The sequence below is a fragment of the Winogradskyella sp. R77965 genome (assembly GCF_044594915.1).
GTDB lineage: Bacteria > Bacteroidota > Bacteroidia > Flavobacteriales > Flavobacteriaceae > Winogradskyella.
On record NZ_CP138990.1, the window covers coordinates 160997 to 184802 of the forward strand.

A 23806-nucleotide genomic window follows, 5' to 3' on the forward strand; every position below is an offset into this window, starting at 1 on the left:
CATGAATATTGCGATTTTTTCACCCAATCAAAACCCTTATTCCGAAACCTTTATTCAGGCTCAAAAGAACTTTTTGAAAGGTAATGTGTTTTATTATTATGGATATTTGGGACTGATTGAACTAGAGGGTTTTAAAAGTTTGGTGCCAAAAACATCCCTATGGCGTTATAGAATTATTCGTAATTTAAAAAACTATCCGACGCACTATATAAATGAAAAAGCTGTATTAAATTCTTTAAAAAAACAAGCCATAGATGTAATATTAGTGGAGTATGGAACACACGCCTTTAATTTATTAAATCTGCTAAAGTCTGCTGGATTACCTTTGGTCGTGCATTTTCATGGCTCAGATGCTAGTGTAAGAGATGTCATTAACAGATGTCGAAATTACAAAGAGGTTTTTGATTTAGCGACTTATGTTATCGCAGTTTCCAGAAAAATGGAACAAATGTTATTAGACCTTGGGTGTCAATCTGAAAAACTTATATATAATGCATGTGCTGCACATCCAGAATTTGAAGCTTTAGTCCCAAAATTTTCAAAAAAACAATTTATAGGAATGGGTCGTTTTATTGATAAAAAAGCACCATATTACACTATTATGGCCTTTAAAGAAGTGATTAAAAAATATCCAGATGCCAAGTTATTGTTGGCTGGGAAAGGTATGCTAATTAATACTTGTTATAATCTGGTAAGACAATTTGGTTTAGAGGCTCAAGTTGAGTTTTTGGGGGTAATCAAACCTGAAGACTTTAGAAAATTATTATCGGAATCTTTGGCATTTGTACAACATTCCATTACCGCCAAAAATGGAGATATGGAAGGTACACCAGTATCTGTCTTAGAAGCTAGTGTTTCGGGTTTGCCAGTTATTTCGACAGAACATGCAGGTATTCCTGATGTGATTAAACATGGAGAAACAGGATTGTTATGTAAGGAGCATGACGTGGAAGATATGGCTCAGAATATGATCCGTTTACTAGATGATGTAACCTATGCACAACAATTAGGCGCGGCAGGGAAGCAGTTTATTCTAAAACATTTTAGTATGCAACTACATATTAAAAAATTACAAACGGTAATAGAAGACGCTAGCAAAATTTATTAATTTTAAATCTTACGTGTATATTAGTAAGGTAAATCATATTTATGATTGAACAACCACTTGTTTCAATAATAATTCCTACTTATAACCGTGCACATTTAATTGGTGAAACGTTAGATTCAATATTGGCGCAAACTTACACCAATTGGGAGTGTATAGTAGTAGATGACGGTAGTACGGATGAAACAGAAGTATTACTTGCTGCTTATGAAACCAAAGATAAAAGATTTAAATACTATGAACGTCCAGATAATCATTTGTCTGGAGGAAATGGAGCACGCAATTATGGACTTGAAGTTAGTAAAGGAGAGTATATACAGTGGTTTGATAGCGATGATTTAATGCTCCCTAAAAAATTAGAGTTAGAAGTTAACGCTTTGTTTACAAATGATGTTGATTTTGTTATAAGTAAAACGAAGTATTTTAATAGAAAGAATAATTCTTTTTCTAATTACGATTTTATAGCTTCGGACGTAACATTTGAGAGTTATGCAATTGATTATATTAGATGGTACACCCCAGACTTAATGGTAAAACGGTCTATTATTTCGAACATTAAATTCAATGAACTATTGACGGCAGGCCAAGAACATAACTTCAATTGTAAACTATTACTTAAAACTAATAATTTGTTTTATTTAAATATGTTTTTAACATCAAGGAGATACAGCGCTGATTCAATAGGTGGAGAACGAGGTCAATCTTACATTACACATCAAATAAAATTGTTTGAAGCCCACTGGTACAATTATATAGATTTAAAGGATAAGGCGAATTCTGATAAGTTTAACCGTTATTCTTTATTGCAGTGTGTGCAATGTTACTTAGAATCAAGAAATACCATTCCTTTGCCAAATGGTTTTATGAAAGCATTAAAGATGGACTATCCAAAACGGTACTATTTTTTTTATTTGGCAAGAATCTCGAATTCAATTTTCGGAAAATATTACAAATTTTATGAGCTAATAAAGCAAAATGAGACTTTTAATACCTATGGTTTAAATAAGAACTAAAAACAATTTCATACTATAATGATCAATCAGTAATTTATGCTTTTCAACTCTATAGATTTTGCGATTTTTTTGCCCTTAGTGTTTGCACTGTATTGGTTGCTAAGGGATAAATTGTTTCTTCAAAACTCTCTAATAGCTGTTTCTAGTTACGTATTCTATGGATGGTGGGATTGGCGCTTTTTGTTTCTTATTATGTGCAGTACTATTGTCGATTACTTAATTGGGAGGGAGTTAGACAAATCTAAAGTACCTTTTCAAAGAAAAGTATTACTGTTTATTAGTATTGGTGTTAATTTGGGCTTACTTGGTTTTTTTAAGTATTATAATTTTTTTCTTGATAATTTTGTTGATGTTTTTCAGTTTTTTGGTCGAGATTTAAACTTTAGAGGTTTAGAAATTGTCTTGCCAGTAGGTATAAGTTTTTATACATTTCAGACCTTAAGTTATACAATTGATATTTACAGACGAAAGTTGGAGCCCACCTCCAATTTTATTGCATTTACAGCATTCGTTAGCTTCTTTCCTCAGTTAGTTGCAGGTCCAATAGAACGTGCAACTCATTTATTGCCTCAATTTTATACTAAAAGAAAATTTAATTATACAATGGCTGTTGATGGTTTGCGACAGATTCTTTGGGGTTTATTTAAAAAAGTAGTTATCGCGGATAATTGTGCAAAATTTGCAAACGAGATATTTAATAATTCTGATAGTTTTAGTGGTAGTACTTTATTCTTAGGAGCTTTCTTTTTCGCTTTTCAAATTTACGGGGATTTTTCTGGTTATTCCGATATCGCAATAGGAACTTCGAGACTATTCGGGTTCGATTTAATGAAAAATTTCGCTTTTCCTTACTTTTCTAGAAATGTAGCAGAGTTCTGGAGACGCTGGCATATTTCATTATCAACTTGGTTTAGAGATTATCTGTATATACCTCTTGGAGGAAGTCGCGGAAGTAGCTTGCAAAAAGTACGCAATATATTTATAATATTTATTGTAAGTGGATTTTGGCATGGCGCCAATTGGACTTTTATAATTTGGGGAGCTCTTAATGCTTTATATTTTTTGCCCTTGTTATTACGCAATAAAAATAGAATATATACTGATACAATTGCCGAAGACAAAGTACTTCCTAGCATCAGAGAACTTACACAAGTATTTTTAACTTTTTTATTGACGGTAATAGCCTGGGTGTTTTTTAGAGCAGAAAATTTATCGCATGCCTTTTCTTTTTTTAACGGTATGTTCTCTAAAACCTTTTTTACTATCCCAGAAATAAGACCAACCAATTTATTGATTTTGATAAGTTTGTTTATGATTGTAGAATGGTTTGGTAGAACAGAAGCATTTGCGTTGAGTAATATCGATAAAAAGATGCCACGTATAGTACGTTATATTTTATATTATACTATATTACTTTGTTTATTATATTTTGCAGGAGCACCGCAAGAATTTATATATTTTCAGTTCTAAGCTATGAAAAAATTCATTTTAAAGGTAATGTTTTTCTTTACCTCACTATTTTTTGTCTGTGTGCTTGCAGATTTTTGGATTTCTAATATATTGGCAAACTCCGAAAGTTATGCTATGGGTGATTCCAAAATATGGAATGACATCATAGAAAGTAATATTGATGCGGATCTTCTTATTTATGGTTCTTCTCGAGCTTGGGTTCATTTTGATCCAGAATTTATTGAAGGTGAGACATCGTTAAAAAGTTATAATTTCGGTGTTGATGGACATGCCTTTGCTACTCAGAATTTAAGACATAATCTCTTTATAAAATACAATCCAAAACCTAAAGTAATTCTTTACTCAATTGATGTTGGTACATTTGATAGAAGTAAAGGCCTTTACAATGATGAACAATTTTTACCTTTTTTTCGTGAAACATATATTAATGATTTTACGAAAAATTATAAAAACTTCTCTTTATCCGACTATAATATTCCTTTAATACGATATGTTGGCAGGCGTAAAGCTATAAATACATTTTTAAAACATATTATAGATTGGCCACAACAAAAAATAAGAAAAAATGGTTTTGCCTCAAAAGACAAAACATGGAATACGGATTTTGATAAAGCTAAAGTAGAAAAAGGTAGTTATTATAAATCCATCAATAAAGAACTTGTAAAGCGTTTCGATGATTTTCTAATAGATGCTAAAGAAAATAATATTCATGTTATCTTAATGTATGCACCAGAACACATTTTAGGACAATCTTTTGTTAATAATAGACATGAAGTTTTAAAAGTCTTTGATTCTATTTCAAAAAAAAATCAAATTCCCTTTTTTGACTATACATCACATTCTATGAACAGTGATAAAGATTTTTTTTATAACAGTTCTCACCTAAATACAAAAGGAGTGGAAGTTTTTAATACATTATATATTGGAGATTTAAAAACATATTTAGATTCTATATTGGCTAATAAAAACAAAAGTGGTTTTAACTAATGATGTATTTAATAGCAATTCTATTTAATGTCTTTTAGGTAAATATTTAACCCTTTAATAACGAGTCAGAATATAGAAATTGATTCTAAATATTTGATTCATGTAATAAAACAAATCAGATATTATTATCTAATTATTTATATTTGTTTCATATGAAGCAAGCCATATTAATTACTGCTTATAAAGATATATATCAATTAAAAGAATTGATTGATTTTTTTGAAGCTCAATATTTCAATGTGTACATTCACATTGATCGTAAAAGTAATTTTAAATCAGAGGAATTAAGGTTTTTAGAAGCTTCTCAAGTCAAATTAATTACTAATCGCTATAAAGTTAATTGGGCTGGGTTTAATCATTTAAAAGCTTATTTATATTTGTGTACGGCGGCGCTAAAAGATAAAGAGAATTTTTGTTTTCACTTAATCACAGGTCAAGATTTTCCTATAAAGTCTATTTCTTTTTTTCAGCAATTTGCTGCTAAGCAAATGGATAACCCTCGCGATTATCTGGCGCATCATGAGGTGCCATTTAAAAGATGGAGTGGTGGAGGTATCAATAGATTGACCTATTATCATTTGTATGATTTTTTTGACGCAAAAAAATACAAAGCACAAATACGTAAATTTGTTCGATTACAAAGAAAATTAGGGATAAAGCGGAAGTTGCCTAAAGGGTTTCTTCAATTACATGGAGGCTCCACGTATTGGACATTATCTAGAGATACTTTGAATTATGTTATGAATTTCACCAAAAACAACCCAAAATTCCTTAAACGTTTTAAGTATTCCTTTTGTGCTGAAGAATTTTACTTTCACACTATTATGTTGAATGCACCTTTTGCTGATAAAATTGTAAATGACAATCTTCGTCATATAGATTGGTCTGTAGATAGGGGGAGTACACCTGTGGTCTTAGATGAACGTGATTATGATGTATTGGCTCAAGGAAATTGTTTGTTTGCCAGAAAATTTGATGATAGATCTTCAATTTTAAAAGAAAAAATTAAAGAAAATATATTAAATAATTAAATGTGTTAAAAGTTAGCACTAATACTCAAGAACAATGGTTATTATTCTTTGTGCTAATAATAGGCATAGATGAAGTGAAGTAAAAACAGATATTTTGATTAAATGAATCTATCCGTCATCATACCTATTTATAATGGGGAACCTTTTGTAAAGGATTTATTGATAACACTCAATGCAATTACATATCAAGATTTTGAAGCAATTTTTATTGACAATAATTCAACAGATCAATCCTTAAATCTTCTCCAAAAAGAGTTGTCTAAAGCAAATTTTAATTATCAGTTACTCAGTGAAGAAAGACAAGGGCAAGGATATGCTCGCAATACTGGCATTGCCAAAGCTAAAGGAAAATATATTGCATTTTTAGATTGTGATGATAGAGTGCATCCTGAAAAATTCGCAACAGATCTGGCATTATTCGAACAACACAATGTTGATTTTGTGTTTTGCCGTAGCGAGAAACTCTATTCAGACGGAAGGGCATTAATACATCCAATAGATGGATTTAAAAAAGGTCTCAATAATGCACCAGATTTGGGTCTAATTTGGTTATTGAGTTATTTTAAACTTCAAGGCACAGGAGCAGTTATGATTACCAAAACGGCCCTTAATAAATTGGGCGGATTTCATACTATGCGCACTGGTCAAGACGCATTTTTGTTTATTAGAATGGGATTGGTGTGCAAAGGATACTTTTATGATAAGGTTATGTTTTTTTATTACCGCCATGCAAGTTCTACTGTTTCCGAAAGAAATAAAAAGAAAGACGGAACATTACATTCTTACTTTAATTTAAGAAAGGAATTGTTTAAAGATGAAATTATTCAGTCGAATCCTAAGGCTAAAACAATATTGAAAAATCAGTTGTTGGTTGATTTGTTAAAAATGCACCGAAAGGGTTATAATGCTAATTCGCTTATAGAGAGTGATTTAAATGGATATTTCGTACCGCCTTTGGTAGTTTGGAATCCTTTAAGCCTTTTAATCAATAAATTTGTGCCACACATTAAATACAATCCTTTTTATCAATTTTGGTATAGATTAGTTAAAAACTGATATGAGGATAATGCCAAAAAACAAAATTTGTTATTTTATTTCTCTAATTTTAAAATGTCAGAAAGCTTCGAATGCAATTTAATATTATAAAGGGGTTGAATGAACAGTCGCTTTCAACATTATAGAAAAGAAAAAAATCTTACTTACAATTTTAAAGACATTGTCTTTTATTATATTAGCTACCAATATATGTCATGACCATAAAAATACCTATACTTCCTAGTAAACAAACTTTTGTAAAAAGGCCAAATGTATCTCATGAGCTCGATTTGAAAGCTATTTGTGTTTTTGTAGCTACTGGGTTTTTTATGGGAGAAGATACCTATTGGAAAGATCAGGCATGTTTAGCTCCAGCACATACACACAAGATTGATGACAATGGTCATTTGATTAAAAGTGAGCCTTGGTTTCAATGGTACTATGCGCCTAGAGAATTGACTTTTGAACAGGCATTAGAAGAATATATCCAACTTTTCACTAACATTATTAAGGAACAAGTAGGGGATCAGCAAGTTATTTTACCTCTCTCGGGTGGTTTGGATAGTAGAAGCCAAGCACTTATTTTAAAAGATCTCGATAATCCTGTTCGAGCTTTTAGCTATGCGTTTCAAGACGGATATCCTGAGCACACTATTGCTAAGCAAATTGCTAAATATTGTAACTTTAGTTTTGATTCTTTTGAAATCAAAAAGGGCTATTTATGGAATTGTATCAATGATTTAGCAGATATAAACGGCTGTTATTCTGAGTTTACTCACCCACGTCAGATGGCAGTTTTGAATGTATTAGAAAATATGAAAGGGTTGTTTTCTCTTGGGCATTGGGGTGATGTTTTATTTGACCGAGGTGTGCCTGAAGGAACTCAAGAATCTGCAGTCCTGCCTTTATTGTTTAAGAAAATGGTTAAACCACGAGGTTTTGAGCTCGCTCAAAATGTATGGGAATTTTGGAATTTAGAAGGTGATTTTAAAAGCTATTTAATAAGTAGAATTGAAGATGATTTGGCAAAAATTGAAATAGATAACGTGAGCGCCAAAGTGCGTGCGTATAAAACAAGTCAGTGGGCTCATAGGTGGACTACGACTAATTTAACGGTTTTTGAGGCTGCAAATTCTATTACATTACCGTATTATGATGACCGTATGTGTCAATTTATCTGTACAATTCCCGAGGCCTATTTAGCAGATAGACGCCTACAGATAGCTCATATAAAGCAGGACAAAACTTTAGCAAATATAACTTGGCAAGACCAAAACCCTTTTAATCTTAATAATTATCATTACAATATAACCCCTTATAATTTGCCTTACCGTGTAATTAATAAATTAAAACGGGAGGTTCGTGGAATTTTTGGAAAACCTTACATACAGCGTAACTGGGAATTGCAGTTTGTTGGAGGTGAGAACGCCAAGTATGTTGAACAGTATCTATTTAGTACCGATTTCAATAATTGGATTCCCAAAGCACTCGTTAAATCTACTTACAATAATTTTATAAATGGTGACGCTGTAGCGAGTTCTCACGCTGTTAGCATGTTATTAACATTGTCCTTATGGCATCAACAAAACCTTCTTAATTTTTAGTAGTATCTTTTTATGACTCTCAGATTAAATCATATCATTAAAAAATTAATAATAAGATCTTTGTATAGGACATATGTGATTGATGATATTGTCATTCAAGAGGATATTGACCAAACCTTGAAAGTTAGAAAAAGTAATATTCAGCAATTGGCCATGCTTGAAAAATTTAAGCATCTGATGTTGTATTATCCTGATTTTGCTTTTATATTTTTTTGGAGAATAAACGGTCTAAATCACAGATGGAAAAATAAATTTGTAAAAGATTTGCATTGTAAAATCTTTAAGAGTACTAAAATAGCGGGTGGTTTAATGTGTTATCATCCTTTTGCTACAGTTATAAACGCTAAATCCATTGGAGCTAATTTTCAATTTAGAAATGGTCTGACTATTGGAAATAAAGGTAATGATAATAGTTTTTTACCTACGATTGGAAATGATGTTACTGTTGGTGCTAATGTGGTGATTATTGGAGATATAATTATTGGGGATAAAGTTATTATTGGTGCGGGTTCTGTAGTGGTAAAAGATGTTCCTGCAAACTGTGTTGTAGCTGGGAATCCAGCGCGAATTATCAGAGAAATTGAACATGGATAAACCTATTCGTATCTTATTTACCACCTCTAATTTTAATAAGGCTGGAAGTGGAAAAGTTATCTACGACTTAATTAAGGGCTTGGATAAAGCAAAATTTGAAATAACAATAGCATGTGGAGACAATTTAGGTGAATTTTTTAAAGTTATAGAAACGCTCAATGTTCCAATCCATATTTTTAAAACTAAAACTTCCTATAGACCATATTACGGTTTATTTTTTCGAGTTTGTCACATTTCAAAATTTTATAGAACACATCAGTTCGATATCATCCATTCCTGGCAGTGGAGCAGTGATTGGACAGAAGCTTTAGCAGCAAAGTTTGCTGGTATAAAATGGATTTATACAAAAAAGGCAATGGGATATGAAAGTAAACATTGGAAATTAAAGAGTTATTTAGCAAATTTTATTGTGACAATCAATGCAGAAATGCAATCCTATTTTCCAAATAAAAAACAGCAAGCACTAATTCCATTAGGAATCGATACAACATATTATAACCCTGAGTTGTTTGAAGATAAAATTTCTGATGAAACTTCAAAATTCAAAATAATAACAGTTGCTAATTTAGTTCCTGTTAAAGGAATTGAAGTATTGATTAAAGCACTAAAAATACTCAATAATGAAAATATAGTCCTAACTATTGTTGGTGACCATAATAATTCTTATGGGAATGCACTATTGAAAATGGTTACAGATTTAAAACTAAATGAATATGTTGTATTTCTGGGTAAAAAAGCAGATGTAAGACATTTTATTTCTAAATCAGATGTTTATGTTATTCCAACATTAGATGAAGGTAGAAAAGAAGGTATGCCAATGGCACTAGTAGAGGCAATGAGCATGGGAATTCCAGTAATTGGTTCTAATGTTTCTGGAATTAATTTCGTGCTCAAAGATTTTAAAAATTTACTTTTTAAAGCAGGTGATTCTAATTCTCTAGCCAAAAAAATAGATGATATTAAAAACTTAACTGATCTTGAAAGAAAACAATTAGGTAATACTTTGAGATCTTATTGTATGAATCATTTTTCCTTAACAAATTTTATTAAGGCACATGAACAACTATATATTAAACTGTTAAAGAAATAATTAAAGATATTCAATTTACTTGATTTTGCTTTTTCATGACACAATAAGTGATATAAATGATTTTAACTTTAAGATTGTAAATAATAGATTTGAATAAGCCACTTAAAATAGCGATATATTCAGGAGAGATTCCGAGTACCACCTTTGTCGAACGTCTTGCTGTTGGATTATCTAAACATAATAATATATTGCTTTTTGGTATAAAAAAAAGGCACAATAAATATCCTAAATCTATCTCAGTCTATGGCTACAAAAACAATCGATTTTCGAAAGCTCTTCATTTATTAAAATATAGTTTACTATTAGTATTGTTTAAGAATAAAGAAAAACGAATTCTTGATGTATTACTTAAATCTCAAGATAGAGACACCTTGAATGAAAAGCTTAAAAGTTATCCCGTATTATTTTACAAACCAGACATATTCCATATACAATGGGCGAAAAGTATAGAGGACTGGATCTGGGTTAAAGAGTTCGGAATGAAATTGGTTCTAAGTCTACGTGGAGCCCATATTAATTATTCTCCGATTGTAGATGAGAAATTAGCTGCTACCTACAAAAAATTGTTTACTAAAGTTTCAGCGTTTCATGCCGTGTCAATTGCAATAGCCAAGGAATCAACAAAATACAATGTAGAAGTTGAGCATGTCAAAGTGATTAAAAGCGGTTTAGATTTAGATAATTTCTCATTTAAACTCAAAACCTTCGATTCTAATCAGCCTTTGAAAATTATATCCGTAGGAAGAGATCATTGGATAAAGAATTACAAATTAGCTTTAGATGCAATGTTCGAATTAAAACAACATGGAATAAAGTTTCATTATAAAATAATAGGGATTAAAAATAATGAGGCATTAATATATCAGCGTGCTCAATTAGAATTAGAAAACGAGGTTAGCTTTGTTAATACCATGTCCTTTAAAAATGTACAAAAAGAAATACAACAAGCAGATGTAATGTTATTATCTAGTTTAAAAGAAGGGATAGCTAATGTAGTTTTGGAAGCCATGGCTTTAGGTACATTTGTGGTAAGTACAAATTCTGGTGGAATGGCAAAGGTTGTTATACCCAACCAAACAGGTCTGTTAGTACCTTTACAAGACGTACAGGCCATGTGTGAAAAGCTTATAGAAGTCTCTAAACTAGCTATGATTGATTACCAACGTATCACTGAACAAGCTAGGGCATTTGTAGAAAATAATCATAACGAAAAACAGATGATCCTAGATATGCAGTTTTTATATGAAAATTTAAAGAGGTAAACCTTATGATTATAGGATTGGTATTAGCGGCGACACCAGGTTATTCGGAAACTTTTTTTTATTCCAAAATAAGAGGTTTGCAGGCCTCAGGACATAAGGTTGTTATATTTTGCAGTAATAAGTCTCAAAATTTTAAACAATGTTCTGTAGTTTTATTACCAAAAGCTTATAAAAATCCCTTTAAGCAAATTCTTATTTTGATACGGGTATATTTAGGGCTGATGCCTTATTTTAGTACGATACTTAGATTTATAAAATTAGAAAGACAAGAGAAGGTTTCGTGGCTTAGAATTTTAAAAAGTATATACAGCCACGCATCAATTTTTAAAACAGACTTAGATTGGTTGCATTTTGGTTTTGGAACACTTGCGATAGGTGGCGAAAATATCGCATCTGCAAAAAATGCAGATATGGCTGTGAGTTTTAGAGGATTCGATATTGGTGTTTATCCAATTAAGCACCCTAATTGTTACCAGAAAACTTGGAGTAAAGTTTCTAAAATTCATGTTATTTCAGATGATATTGCAAGTTTAGTTTTTAAACATGGATTTAAAGGGCAAGCTCAAATAATTAAAATAACTCCAGCTATAGATACATCACATTTTCATCCCTCAATGCAACTTAATATTGAGTCGCCTTTAAAACTGATATCGGTTGCGAGATTACATTGGAAGAAAGGTTTAAACTATACTATACAAGCCTTGGCACTTTTAAAACAAAAAGGAGTAAAATTTGAATATCGAATCATTGGTAAAGGTCCGGAAGAAGAAGCTTTGAAGTTTGCCGCATATCAATTTGGATTACAAGATCAAGTTATCTTTATGGGAAGATTAGAATCAGAAGATGTAAAGCAAGAATTGGCTAAATCTCATATATACATTCAATATAGTGTGCAAGAAGGCTTCTGCAATGCGGTTTTAGAGGCGCAGGGTATGGGTTTATTATCAATTGTATCTGATGCTGAAGGTTTATCAGAAAATGTACTTGACGGAAAAACAGGTTGGGTTATTGATAAACGTAAACCTGATCTGTTGGCTCTTAAAATTAAAGAGGTGTTAGAGCTGCCAGAAGCTCAACAGAATAAGATTAGAAATTCCGCCATATTGCGAGTTCAGCAGCATTTTAATATTGAAAACCAACAGAAAGCTTTTATAGAATTTTATAAGAGCAATTAAATACTTTTCTGATTTTGTTAAAATCAAAAATATCTCAAAGTTTTATGCGGGTTTACATCAAAAGGACAAGTGGTCAATTAGACATAAAGAAGAAAAAATTAACATCTATTTTGATGGTTAAAAAGCACTAAATAGCTTCAATAAAACTTTTTATTTAATTTTAATATTTAACTTGCATATTTGTATCAAAATTAATCCATTAATGAATATTAAGAAAGGAATAAAAAAGCTATATTATTCCATAAAACCAAAACAATCAAACTTTGTTGAGACTAGCTTGTGCAATGTTCCTTTAAGCGTATTACCTGAGACTATTCGAACAAATGTAGATCAAGATGATACATGGTGGTTCTATCTAGCTAAACATCATAATGTCATTTATGATATTGGTTGTAATATAGGTTATACGGCTTTGTTAGCTTTAATTCAAGATCCAAAAAAGCAAATTGTTCTTGTTGATCCAAATCCTATAGCTTTACAAAATGCAGCAGTAAACATTATTAATAATGGTTTGGGAAGTAGAGTACAGTATATTGCTGCTTTTGTAGGAGATAAATTAGATGAAACTGTAAAATTCTATACTGTTGGGTCTGGTGCAGCAGGGAGCATGTATGCTTCGCACGCAGAGACAGCTTCTGCTATGAACTCGTTCTTGGATGTTAAATCCATAACTTTAGATTATATGTATGGCTTTTATGAAACAGCACCAGATTTGGTTAAAATCGATGTAGAAGGTGCAGAAACCTTAGTAATGAAGGCTGCTATTAATTTGGCAAAGGAAACTAAATGCACTTTTTTTGTAGAAATGCATAATGTAGAGAATTTAGGCATGGAAGCTGCTGGCGATTTAATTGTACAATGGTGTAATGAAAATAATTATAAGGCTTGGTACCTTAAAAATGAAGAGGTATTGTCATCTGGAAGTACAATTGCAACACGAGGAAAATGTCATTTGCTTTTATTACCAAAAGACGCATCTTATCCTAATTATTTAAAAGGTGTAGCTCAATATTGTCCGCTTCCAAAATCAATTTAATGATATTTAGTTTCTTAAAATATTTACAACCAACCCAGTACTTTCAGCGCTTTACAAAAGAGGGAGAATCTATATTTCCTAAAGTGGATGAATTACCAGTGAATATTGTTGAACAACTACAAATAGATGATCAATATCTTTCAGAAACTGCCAGAGCTTATGACTTATCTTGGCAAGCCATTCAATTAGGATATATTGGAAATACTGAAACTTACACTAAATTCTCTAAACTCCCTCTTAAAGATGAGTATCGTTTCATTAGGAAAAATTTTCACTCAGCCTGGGTGTTTTTTGTGTTTTTGTTACGCATATTCTCATTCAATAATCCCTTTAAAGAATTTAAAGCTTGGTTAGGTTCTCAGCATGTCGACCAACAGAAGGAATCTAGCAATTCTATCGTATACAAAGAATGGGAAACATTTCAATCTCAGTTATTAAAAGCTAAACCTCTTGTGAGTGTTATTATTCCAACGTTAAATAGATATGAATACTTAACAGCGATTTTAAAAGATTTGGAAGCCCAAGATTATTCTAATTTTGAAGTGATAGTTGTAGATCAGTCGGATGATTTTGATAAATCATTCTATGGAAATTTTAAGCTCAACTTTCAAATTATAAATCAAAAAGAGAAGGCCCTATGGTTAGCAAGAAATACAGCTATTAAATCTAGTAAAGGTGAGTGGATTGCTTTATCTGAGGATGATGTAAGAATTGAATCAGATTGGATAAGTATGCACTTAAAATGTCTAGATTTTTTTAAGGCTAAGGTGTCAGCAGGTGTTTTTTATCCTTTAGGTAATCAAATACCAAAATCACGTTCATTTTTTGCATTAGCATCTCAATTTGCAACGGGAAACGCAATGCTACATAAAATGGTATTTAAGCAAGTAGGTTTATTTGATCGTCAGTTTGAAAAACAGCGCATGGGAGATGGCGAATTTGGAATGCGGCTCTATCTTGAGGGTTTTAAAAGTATATCAAATCCAAAGGCATCTTGTATAGATGTAAAAGCAAGTACAGGTGGTTTAAGGGAAATGGGAAGCTGGGATGCTTTTAGGCCGTCTAATTTTTTCTCCCCAAGACCTATTCCAAGCGTACTCTATTATTATAGAAAATATTATGGTAAAACGTCGGCAAGGTTAGCTTTATTAAGAACAGTTCCAATATCAATATTTCCATACAAATTCAAAAAGAACAAACCTTTACTAGTAGTTGCATTAATCGTATCAATTCTAATTATACCTGTGGTAGGGTTTCAAGTATGGAAATCGTGGCATTTATCAAGCCAAAAGCTAAGGAATGGATCTTTAATTGAACCATTGGTATGATAAATTCAAAGCTTAATATTTTAATAGTTACATCAGAATTTCCTCCGCAACCAGGAGGTATAGGTAATCACGCCTTTAATTTGGCACTGCATTTAAGTAAAAATGGACATAGAGTAAGGGTTATTGCAGATCAACGTTCTAAAACCGGTACTGAGGAAAAAGATTTTGATAAAGATCTACCTTTTTCCATTGATCGGGTTAAGTTGTATAATCTTCGATTTATAATGTATTTAAAACGTATTGTGCTGACTTTTAAAAGTATGAGAGGTTCATCACACTGCATCGCAACAGGGAAATTTTCATTATGGAATGTTGCATTTTGTAGTTTCTTTTTTAAGAGAAAAACGATAGCTGTGGTCCACGGAAGTGAAGTTAATTTTAAGTCAGTTATTTTGCGAAAATCTATTAATTTATCATTAAATCGTTTCGATAAAATAGTTGCCGTTTCGAACTACACAAAAAGTTTAATCGCACATTTAAAAAAAGCTATTGTTGTGATACCTAATGGAATTACAACTTCATTATGGAAAAATTCAAAAGAGAAAATTCAATTGAAAGGACGACCAATTTTAACAACAGTCGGTCGTGTTAGTTCTAGAAAAGGACAATTAAACGTAATTAAACATTTGCCAGAGCTTATAAAGCAGTTTCCAGAAATACATTACCATTGCATAGGTATTCCAACAGAAGCCGATGCGTTTATAAAAATTGCAGAGTCCTTAACTGTTGGGTCTTATATTACATTTCACGGAAGTGTTGATGATGATCGACTAAAACAATTATTGGAGACCACAGATATTTTTGTGATGCTGAGCACAGAAAGCGTTACTGGAGATGTTGAAGGCTTTGGGATTGCTATTTTAGAAGCGAATGCTATGGGAATTCCTGCAATAGGTGCAAGGGGTTGTGGTATTGAAGACGCTATTGATACAGGTAAATCAGGTATTTTGATTGATGCTAATAATACTAAACAATTTATTAATAGTATTTCTCTAATTATGACAGAAAAGCCTAAATTTAATTCAGAAGCTATATCTTGGGCACAAACTCATGATTGGGATAGGATTGTAAAACTTTATCTAGCTTTATTTTAATGAAGGTACTCACTATAATTTCGCATACAGAACATTATAAACTTTCTAACGGAACAATTGTTGGTTTAGGATCTACGGTTACCGAATTAAATCACCTCCTAAGTATATTTGATAAAATTTATCATGTAGCAATGCTACACAAAACGGCACCACCAACAAGTGCGCTACCATATGTTTCAGAACATATTAAACTCATTCCTATCAAAGCAGTAGGAGGTCAGGGATTTACTGATAAACTTTCAGTAGTTTGGCAAGCTCCTAAAGTCTTAAACGTAGTGAAAAAAGCATTGAGAAATAGTGATTGTTTTCAGTTTAGGGCACCAACAGGTATTGGGGTTTACGTTATTCCGTACCTAATAATTTTTAGCTCAAAAAAGGGATGGTTTAAGTATGCTGGTAATTGGAATCAAAAAAATGCACCATTAGCTTATAGGTTTCAAAAATGGTTATTAAAAAATCAAAACCGAAATGTTACAATAAACGGATTTTGGCCAAACCAACTTGAGCAATGTCTAACTTTTGAAAATCCTTGTTTAACTAGTAATGATATTAAAAAAGGAAATCATTTAGTTAAGGATAAGATATTTAATCATGAAGCTATTAATTTTTGTTTTGTAGGCAGACTTGAAGAGGAGAAAGGCATTGAATTACTAATAAATGCTTTTAAAAGTTTAAATGAAAATGAAAAAACTAGAATTGGGAAGATTCATATTGTAGGTAAAGGAAAAAATATTGAGATCTATAAAAGTATGGTCAAAAGATCTAAATTAAATTTCCATTTTCATGGGTTCTTGTCAAGAGAAGCAGTGCATAACATATATATTAAATCCAATTTTATCATACTACCGTCGGCATCAGAAGGATTCCCTAAAGTAATTGCTGAAGCTCTAAATTTTGGATGCCTGCCTGTTGTGTCTAATGTTTCTGGAATTTCGAACTACGTTAAAGATGGCGAAAATGGATTTTTATTAGATAGTATTTCAGTTTCAGGTGTGGTGTTGAAATTACAGAGTATTATGAATTTAACAGTTCAAGGTTATTTTAAAATGATAGATTTTGAAAGAGAAATTATTAAAAAATTCACGTTTAATTATTACAATACTAGAGTCAAGAATGAGTTAATGAAATCATTTTTATCCGAAAATCAATAAGAATTTATGAGATTTTCGTGTAAATTGCTAATTTAATTTTCAGAAATGATCATTGCAAGTTCATGATTAAATCGATACAGCTTTTAGGTAGTAAAATCAATAAAAGTTTAGACTTTACCCAGATCCATAAGCATAAGGTTATACTAAGTAATTCAACAGTTAATTTAATGTCATTCACATTAAGAATTGAATTTAATTATCCCATAACTTTATTTAGAAATCACGATTACACATGGGTTGATATTAAAGAAAGACGGTTGGCGAATTGGTTCTCACCAAAGCTTTTAAAACTTAAAAACAATCAAATTGTACAAGCGAATCAAAATATAGGTATTTGGGAAGTTAATTCCCAAAAAAAGAATGTATTATACTGGCATTTTAACCCTAAAAACGCTAACCCGATCGCAAATTACGATAGCAACAATTCTAAAGATATTATTCAAGCGGTTTCTGAAATTAGTTTCGAAAAGCCATTAGCACTTTTATTCCCAAAGAATTTTGGTATAGAAATTAGTAGATCTAAATTTGCTTTTTCTGCCATAGCATGTTTTACCGATCATTGTGATTTTGACACCTTGAATAACTTAGTTGAACAAAGACATTTTTTTAAAAAGCATAATATAAAAATAACTAAAGGTTTTTTTCTAAACCATTATTCTAAACGAAAGGATACAGCGTCTGTTGAATTCAATAAAGACGAATTAGAGAAATGGATTAAAGATGGCCATGAATTAGCCTACCATTCATTATCTCAGTCTTTGAAAACCCAAAATGAAAGTTTTAAAGATTTTTTATCTTTTAAACCACCATTTAAAGACATTACTACTTGGATAGATCATGGTTTTCAACCTTATAATTTTACGATTCATAATTGTAAAGAGGACATAAGGGGGCAGTATGCATCAAAACTAAAATCTCAAAATATTGAGCAATTATGGAACTATATTGACTCGGGTACGGCTATAGATGGTGTAATAAATCAAATAAATCCTAACCATTTTACTCTTAAGGCTTATTACAATGGTGTTAAACGCTTCGATGTTAAAACTACTATTAGATTAATGCTTAAGAATGTGATTTTTCACTATAGTAATGATGATTACGGCTTCAGTTTGTATAGATCTATTGCCATATATGTTAAAAGCTTTAAATTAAAGAAAAGCATTATTAAGCATTTTTATTTTATAGTTAATGTCATTAAACTAATATTATTCTTCATTCCTATCTTATTATTTTGGAGGTTTAAAAGAGAAAAAACATACCCATTATCTGAGTTTACACCGATATTCTTTAAGCATATTCTAAATGGAGAAACGTTTATAGTTTTTCAAACTTTAGAAATGATAAATTTTAAAAGAGCACTTCATAAAAATAACCTTAACTTACTTATAGAAGAAAAAGGACTTTTCATTGCTCATACTTATTTTTCGGCACCTATGAATTATCATAAAGGAAAGCTTTTTATCGAGAAGAATCAAATCGATGCTAAGGTAAATGAGTGTTTTCAATATTTAGCAGAGAAAATTGCTTCTAAAGATATATGGAATCCTACCTTAGGTGAATTAATCGTTTATATGAAAAAAATTCAGCAGATAGTATTAGATTGTAATGAAAAAGGAGAAATTTTTACAGGAAAAAAACATGGGTTGTTCTTACGAGAAGTATTATGAAGGATCTAATATTTACTAAAGACGAACAGTGGCTAAAAAAATGGGATGATTTTGTTGTAACACATACTAAAGGAAGTCATCTCGTATTGTCAGCTTGGCTAAGTTCATATGCTACTTATGGATTTGACTTTGAAGTAGGATTAATTATCAATGAAGACGAGATTGTTGGCGGTTGTGGTGTTGTGATACCTAAATTTTCATTTTTTAAGTTTTACATTATACCTCATGGTCCAATACTAAGTGAAGCGTATGTGCAAAATTTTAATCCTGTTTTACATCAATTAAAAAAAAGGGCAAAATTTCTTAAATGTTGTTACGCTCAGATTAGTATTCCTCTATCAAGTAACCAATTGATTTTGAGACATACCTATTTGCCTAAATCGATAAATATTGAAAAGACAGGTTTTAAACAAGGTAAAGGCTTTAAACATGTCTATTGTACTTATGGTTTAAATTGGTTAGATATTAATGGTATAAATGATGAATCGGAGTTGTTAGCTTGTTTAAATTCTCATGCAAGAAGAAATATAAAAACAGCTTATCGAAATAATCTTATTTTGAAAAAAGCAACTACAAAAGAAACGATTAAAGAAGCTTATGAGTTAGTGGAATTAAACGCCAGAAATTCTGGCTATGATACGCGCAGCTTTAATGAGGTTAAAGAATCGATTTCAAATTTGATTGCAGATGGTTTGGGATTCTTTTTAGTCGCTTATAAAGATGAAGTTATAAAAGGAAGTGCATTTTTTATTAAAACCTCTGGTTCAATAACTTATCTTTTTGGTGGAACTTTAAAGGAAAAACCAGATTTAAAAGTAGGTTATTTTTTGCATTGGGAGGCAGTTAGACTAGCTATTTCAGGCAATTGTTATGGATATAATATTTCTATGGGAGGCTCAAAAGGAGTGCTTAGATTTAAAAAACAATTTAATACGGAACAACTTTTTTATCAGTCACCTCATTATTATGTTGTTATTAATAAACCTATTTTTGGTATGTTTGAATTATTTGAGAAGTACCTTAAAAGATATAAAAAAACAATTTCAATATTACTATCTAAGTTTACTAAAAATTAATCAATACTATTACAAACTTTTAATCGAAGTTATTTATGGATGTGAAGAACAAGGAATTTTGGGAAAAGAAAGAAGTGATCAATACTCAAAATATAAGTAAGACACCTTATAACTATGAAAAATATCTGTTTAAAGAGGCTACAAGTAGATTGAATAAAGTAAGGAACTTTGAGGCAGCTAATATTTATGGTTGTGGCACAGGTAGGGATATAAAAGTTATAGAAGAGCATTTTAAGCCTAAATTGATTGTAGCATCTGATATTTCAGAAAACATGATCGAAGGGTGCAAGGAAAATTTAAAAGGTTGGAATATTAAATCCAATGTACAACTGCATGTAGCTGATGCTAGCAAATTAAAGGTAGATAGTGATAAGTTTGATTTGGTCACGCTTCTAAATAGTATGCTCACATACGTACCTAAACGAAAAAATCGTTTAAGAATTTTTCAAAATTCTTACGATTCTCTTATAGAACGTGGTGTTGTAATCGGTGTCGTTCATAATCAAATAGGACGACCAATGAAAACGTATTATTTCAGACTTCGAAAACTGTTTTCTTTTCTATTAAAGGATAAAGTTGGTAATAAAAGTACAGGATTTAAAGGCTATAAATTGCCAGGCTACTATTATGATAAAAAATGGCTCAAAAAAGATTTGGCTCATGCCGGTTTTAAGAATATCTCAATTATGTCACTGGAAGAATTTTTTCAAAATACTGGAAGAGCTTATGATAAAAGCAAAAGTTATAATCAACTCATTTTCATTTGTAATAAATAATATTTTATGTAAAGTATGATTTTATTAAGTTTACAAAGTATATAAATACTAATATTAAACGCAGTTGACGATATTTAAGAAAATAATATGGATTTTAAAAAGGCATCCTTTTCTTTATATAACAAGGTTTCGTTTACTGTCAAGAAATGTTAACGTTTCAGATATTAATGGTTACAGTTATAATGTTTTAAATAAAAAAAATGATATAGCACAATATTTTTACGACGTCAACAAAGAGATTTTTAAAGATGGTAGACCAGAAAATGATTCTGTATTGGTCAAAAAAATATGTGTTTGGCTAGATGCCAACATAAAAGGTGGACCAGGATTAAGTGAATCATCTGATAGAGCTTTAAAAATGATGCTTGCTGGTGATGGTGGTGTCTGTAGTGATATAGCCCAAGTTTTTAATAATTTTTGTGTAATAAACGATGTGTTAGTTAGAGAATGGGGTACTACGGCTGCTCCATTTAATAGGAATTATGGAGGGCATTCTTTTAATGAAGTTTATTGCAGCGATTTATCTAAATGGGTCTTATTTGATGTGGCTAGGAGTTTTATATTTTGCGACGAGAAGAGCACACCTCTATCGGTTGTTGAGTTATTTAAATTAAAACAATTAAAGAAGCCTATAAATTACAAATCTTTTGTTTTTGATAAAAAAATTGAAGAAAAAAGTATAACTAAAAACTATTTGAATCCTGATATTATTCCATTTCTAATTTGTGATTATCGAAATACTACCTACGATAAATTTTTGAAATTCGCTAGACCATATCTTCCGGTTTTTGTGATTCATTTTTTTATTTTTTCAATTCATCAAAGTTATCATTATCAATTTCCATTGAATAATTATAAGGAAATTTTTTCAGCCTAAATATTTAAATTTTAATTTGTAAGCTTCTCATCGAATTTAATGTTTCTATTTATTAACTTGCTACATTAAAATTAGTTTTAGAAACTGAAAACCAATATAACATATATAACTGCCGTTGGCTTTCATGTGGCTTTGGGGCTTTTGATTTTTATAAATGAGAGTCTGTCAAAGCTCTATTTTGCTCTAGCTTTATTATATTTTCTATATCGTATTTTTACCGCCAGAAATTCCAAAATAACTTTTGAAATTTTAAAGGCTTGTGCCTATTTTGTTGGAGCTGAGGTGTTTTTTAGGACTACGCGAGGTGCTATCTCTTATGAATCAGGAAAGTATTTAGTGATAGGATTTATCTTAATTGGCATGTTTTATAAAGGCATATCGGGTAAAGGCTATCCCTATTTTATTTATTTAATGTTTTTGGTCCCATCTATTTTTGTTGCTTCCACTACGTTGAGTTTTGATGCCAATTTTAGAACAAATATTGCTTTTGTACTTAGTGGTCCATTATGCTTGGGTTTATGTGCATTATTTTGCTATGATAAAAAAGTAACGTTCTCTCAAATGTCCAAAATTTTACTATTTATGTTACTTCCCATAATTACACACACCGCTTATGTGTATTTTTATGCACCAGATTTAAAAGATATTTTAAATAGTACGGCATCCAATCGTGAGGCGGCAGGAGGCTTTGGTTCAAATCAAGTTGCTACAGCATTGGGTCTTGGTATGTTCTTAGTTGGGATGCGTTTATTTGTCAACTCAGTAACTATCGGGACAAGATTATTAAATGGATTACTTTTAGTATTTATTTCCTATAGAGCGGTGGTTACATTAAGTAGAGGTGGTGTAGTAGCTGGGGTATTATGCATCGCTATTTTCTTACTATATTATTTTGCACAGGCAAAGGCTAAAGTTAAGAATGAAATAATGGGCGTTTTTTTGCTTTTTGTTGGTGCTTTAATATTGGCTTGGTTTGTCAGTTCAAATCAGACTGGTGGTTTAACAGAAAAACGATATGCAAACCAAAATGCTGCAGGACTGCAGAAAAAAGACATATCTACAGGACGAAAGGACTTATTCCTTGGAGAAATAGATGGGTTTTTATCAAATCCCTTTTTTGGAATTGGCTCTAGTCGTGCAAAAGATCAGCGTATTGAAATAGAAGGACAAGGGATTACATCTCATAATGAGGTGAGTAGAATCTTAGCTGAACATGGAATGTTAGGTGTTATTATTTTGTTGATTTTAATACTGAAACCATTAGACTTTAGAACTAGACATAAAAAAAATTACTATTTCTATGCGCTTTTAACCTTTTGGTTCGCAACAATAAATCATTCTTCCATGCGTATAGCTGCTCCAGCTTTTATTTATGCCCTGGCACTTTTAAATGTATATTATGAAAAACCTCCTATACATAGGAAACAAATTAAATAATAATAAAAGCAATTTAGCTGCCATAAGTGTAATTGGAGGGTTGTTAGAACATGAAGGTTATAAATTGTATTATGCATCTAGCTATAACTACAAACTGATTAGATTAATAGATATGCTATATGCGTGTATTAAATATAGAAAAAAGGTAGATTATATTATTATTGACACTTACAGTACTTTAAATTTTTATTTTGCTTTAAGTGTGAGCCAGCTTTGTCGAATCTTAGGTATAAAATATATAACTAGGTTAAATGGCGGGAACTTACCTACGAGATTAAAAACAAGTATTAAAATGTCCAAAATGATATTTAACAATGCTTATGCAAATATATCTCCATCTCTATTTCTTAAAGAAAAATTTAATGAGTTTGGATATAAAAATGTGCAACATATCCCAAACTCTTTAAATATTGATGAATATTTGTTTTCTGAAAGAGAATACCATACACCAAAATTATTATGGGTGCGTTCGTTCTCAGAAATCTATAATCCTAAATTAGCACTTCATGTCATGCAAAGTTTAATAGAATTTTATCCCAATACAGAACTCTGTATGGTTGGGCCTGACTCAGATGGTTCATTTTCTGAGATAAAAAGTTTAGCCAATGAATTAAATCTAAATGTGAGGTTCACAGGTAAACTAAAAAAATCAGAATGGATAGAACTTTCTAAGTCTTATAATATTTTTATTAATACCACAAATTTCGACAACACACCAGTAAGCGTAATGGAAGCCATGGCCTTAGGTTTACCCGTAGTATCTACTAACGTAGGCGGTATGCCATATTTAATAATTAATAACGAAGAAGGTCTCCTTGTACCAAAGGAAAATAGAGAAGCAATGACAAATGCAATTATCAAATTGCAGAATGATGAAACCCTTAGAAATAAGTTAATCAAAAATGCACGATATAAAGCCGAAAATTTTGATTGGAGTATACTTAAGCAAAGTTGGATTAAACTATTATCTTAAAAATAAATTATATTTACGCATA

The 23806-nt window shown here is 31.0% G+C and carries 21 protein-coding genes; all 21 read left to right on the top strand.

Going from position 1 to position 23806, the window contains the following annotated elements; all coding sequences use genetic code 11:
* Window position 1 precedes the first annotated feature (1 nt).
* The 21 genes from SJY34_RS00760 (at window position 2) to SJY34_RS00860 (ending at window position 23784) form a co-directional block, all read left to right on the top strand.
* Entirely contained in the window at window positions 2-1108 is a 1107-nt protein-coding gene (locus SJY34_RS00760) for a glycosyltransferase family 4 protein (protein WP_400077985.1), read from the top strand.
* Between the two features lie 41 nt (window positions 1109-1149).
* Window positions 1150-2118: a glycosyltransferase family 2 protein gene (locus SJY34_RS00765; protein ID WP_400077986.1), complete on the top strand. Its 969-nt coding sequence runs from the start codon at window positions 1150-1152 to the stop codon at window positions 2116-2118.
* A 36-nt stretch (window positions 2119-2154) separates the two neighbouring features.
* Window positions 2155-3588: an MBOAT family O-acyltransferase gene (locus tag SJY34_RS00770; RefSeq protein ID WP_400077987.1), complete on the top strand. Its 1434-nt coding sequence runs from the start codon at window positions 2155-2157 to the stop codon at window positions 3586-3588.
* A gap of 3 nt (window positions 3589-3591) precedes the next feature.
* Entirely contained in the window at window positions 3592-4575 is a 984-nt protein-coding gene (locus tag SJY34_RS00775) for a hypothetical protein (RefSeq protein WP_400077989.1), read from the top strand.
* A gap of 152 nt (window positions 4576-4727) precedes the next feature.
* Window positions 4728-5606 carry a beta-1,6-N-acetylglucosaminyltransferase gene (locus SJY34_RS00780; RefSeq protein WP_400077990.1) on the top strand — a complete coding sequence of 293 codons (879 nt, stop codon included), beginning with the start codon at window positions 4728-4730 and terminating at the stop codon, window positions 5604-5606.
* Window positions 5607-5708: 102 nt separating this feature from the next.
* Window positions 5709-6662, top strand: a complete 954-nt coding sequence (locus SJY34_RS00785) for a glycosyltransferase family 2 protein (RefSeq protein WP_400077992.1) — start codon at window positions 5709-5711, stop codon at window positions 6660-6662.
* A 194-nt stretch (window positions 6663-6856) separates the two neighbouring features.
* A complete protein-coding gene (locus tag SJY34_RS00790) occupies window positions 6857-8245 on the top strand; it encodes an asparagine synthase-related protein (protein ID WP_400077994.1) in 1389 nt (462 codons plus the stop codon).
* A 60-nt stretch (window positions 8246-8305) separates the two neighbouring features.
* Window positions 8306-8839 (top strand): hypothetical protein, encoded by a 534-nt coding sequence (locus SJY34_RS00795; RefSeq protein ID WP_400077996.1) that lies wholly within the window; start codon window positions 8306-8308, stop codon window positions 8837-8839.
* Window positions 8832-9929, top strand: a complete 1098-nt coding sequence (locus tag SJY34_RS00800; protein ID WP_400077997.1) for a glycosyltransferase — start codon at window positions 8832-8834, stop codon at window positions 9927-9929. The genes SJY34_RS00795 and SJY34_RS00800 overlap by 8 nt, the downstream gene beginning before the upstream one ends.
* Before the next feature lie 89 nt (window positions 9930-10018).
* The gene (locus tag SJY34_RS00805; protein WP_400077999.1) at window positions 10019-11191 is read left to right on the top strand and encodes a glycosyltransferase family 4 protein; all 1173 of its coding nucleotides are present in this window, start codon (window positions 10019-10021) and stop codon (window positions 11189-11191) included.
* Window positions 11192-11388: 197 nt separating this feature from the next.
* The gene (locus tag SJY34_RS00810; RefSeq protein ID WP_400078001.1) at window positions 11389-12366 is read left to right on the top strand and encodes a glycosyltransferase family 4 protein; all 978 of its coding nucleotides are present in this window, start codon (window positions 11389-11391) and stop codon (window positions 12364-12366) included.
* A 202-nt stretch (window positions 12367-12568) separates the two neighbouring features.
* Window positions 12569-13402 carry an FkbM family methyltransferase gene (locus SJY34_RS00815; RefSeq protein ID WP_400078003.1) on the top strand — a complete coding sequence of 278 codons (834 nt, stop codon included), beginning with the start codon at window positions 12569-12571 and terminating at the stop codon, window positions 13400-13402.
* Window positions 13402-14730, top strand: coding sequence for a glycosyltransferase family 2 protein (locus SJY34_RS00820; RefSeq protein ID WP_400078004.1), 1329 nt, complete (start codon window positions 13402-13404; stop codon window positions 14728-14730). The genes SJY34_RS00815 and SJY34_RS00820 overlap by 1 nt, the downstream gene beginning before the upstream one ends.
* The gene (locus SJY34_RS00825; RefSeq protein WP_400078006.1) at window positions 14727-15824 is read left to right on the top strand and encodes a glycosyltransferase family 4 protein; all 1098 of its coding nucleotides are present in this window, start codon (window positions 14727-14729) and stop codon (window positions 15822-15824) included. Before SJY34_RS00820 ends, SJY34_RS00825 begins: the two co-directional genes overlap by 4 nt.
* The gene (locus SJY34_RS00830; RefSeq protein WP_400078008.1) at window positions 15824-16975 is read left to right on the top strand and encodes a glycosyltransferase; all 1152 of its coding nucleotides are present in this window, start codon (window positions 15824-15826) and stop codon (window positions 16973-16975) included. Before SJY34_RS00825 ends, SJY34_RS00830 begins: the two co-directional genes overlap by 1 nt.
* Window positions 16976-17142: 167 nt before the next feature.
* Complete coding sequence (locus tag SJY34_RS00835) at window positions 17143-18645, top strand: hypothetical protein (RefSeq protein ID WP_400078010.1); 1503 nt, start codon at window positions 17143-17145, stop codon at window positions 18643-18645.
* A complete protein-coding gene (locus tag SJY34_RS00840; protein ID WP_400078012.1) occupies window positions 18642-19721 on the top strand; it encodes a lipid II:glycine glycyltransferase FemX in 1080 nt (359 codons plus the stop codon). Before SJY34_RS00835 ends, SJY34_RS00840 begins: the two co-directional genes overlap by 4 nt.
* Before the next feature lie 35 nt (window positions 19722-19756).
* On the top strand, window positions 19757-20497 hold the full coding sequence (locus tag SJY34_RS00845) for a class I SAM-dependent methyltransferase (RefSeq protein ID WP_400078014.1): 741 nt from the start codon (window positions 19757-19759) through the stop codon (window positions 20495-20497).
* 64 nt (window positions 20498-20561) lie between these two features.
* On the top strand, window positions 20562-21374 hold the full coding sequence (locus tag SJY34_RS00850) for a transglutaminase domain-containing protein (RefSeq protein ID WP_400078016.1): 813 nt from the start codon (window positions 20562-20564) through the stop codon (window positions 21372-21374).
* Window positions 21375-21515: 141 nt separating this feature from the next.
* The gene (locus SJY34_RS00855) at window positions 21516-22811 is read left to right on the top strand and encodes an O-antigen ligase family protein (RefSeq protein ID WP_400078018.1); all 1296 of its coding nucleotides are present in this window, start codon (window positions 21516-21518) and stop codon (window positions 22809-22811) included.
* Window positions 22774-23784: a glycosyltransferase family 4 protein gene (locus SJY34_RS00860; RefSeq protein WP_400078020.1), complete on the top strand. Its 1011-nt coding sequence runs from the start codon at window positions 22774-22776 to the stop codon at window positions 23782-23784. Before SJY34_RS00855 ends, SJY34_RS00860 begins: the two co-directional genes overlap by 38 nt.
* Window positions 23785-23806: the final 22 nt, after the last annotated feature.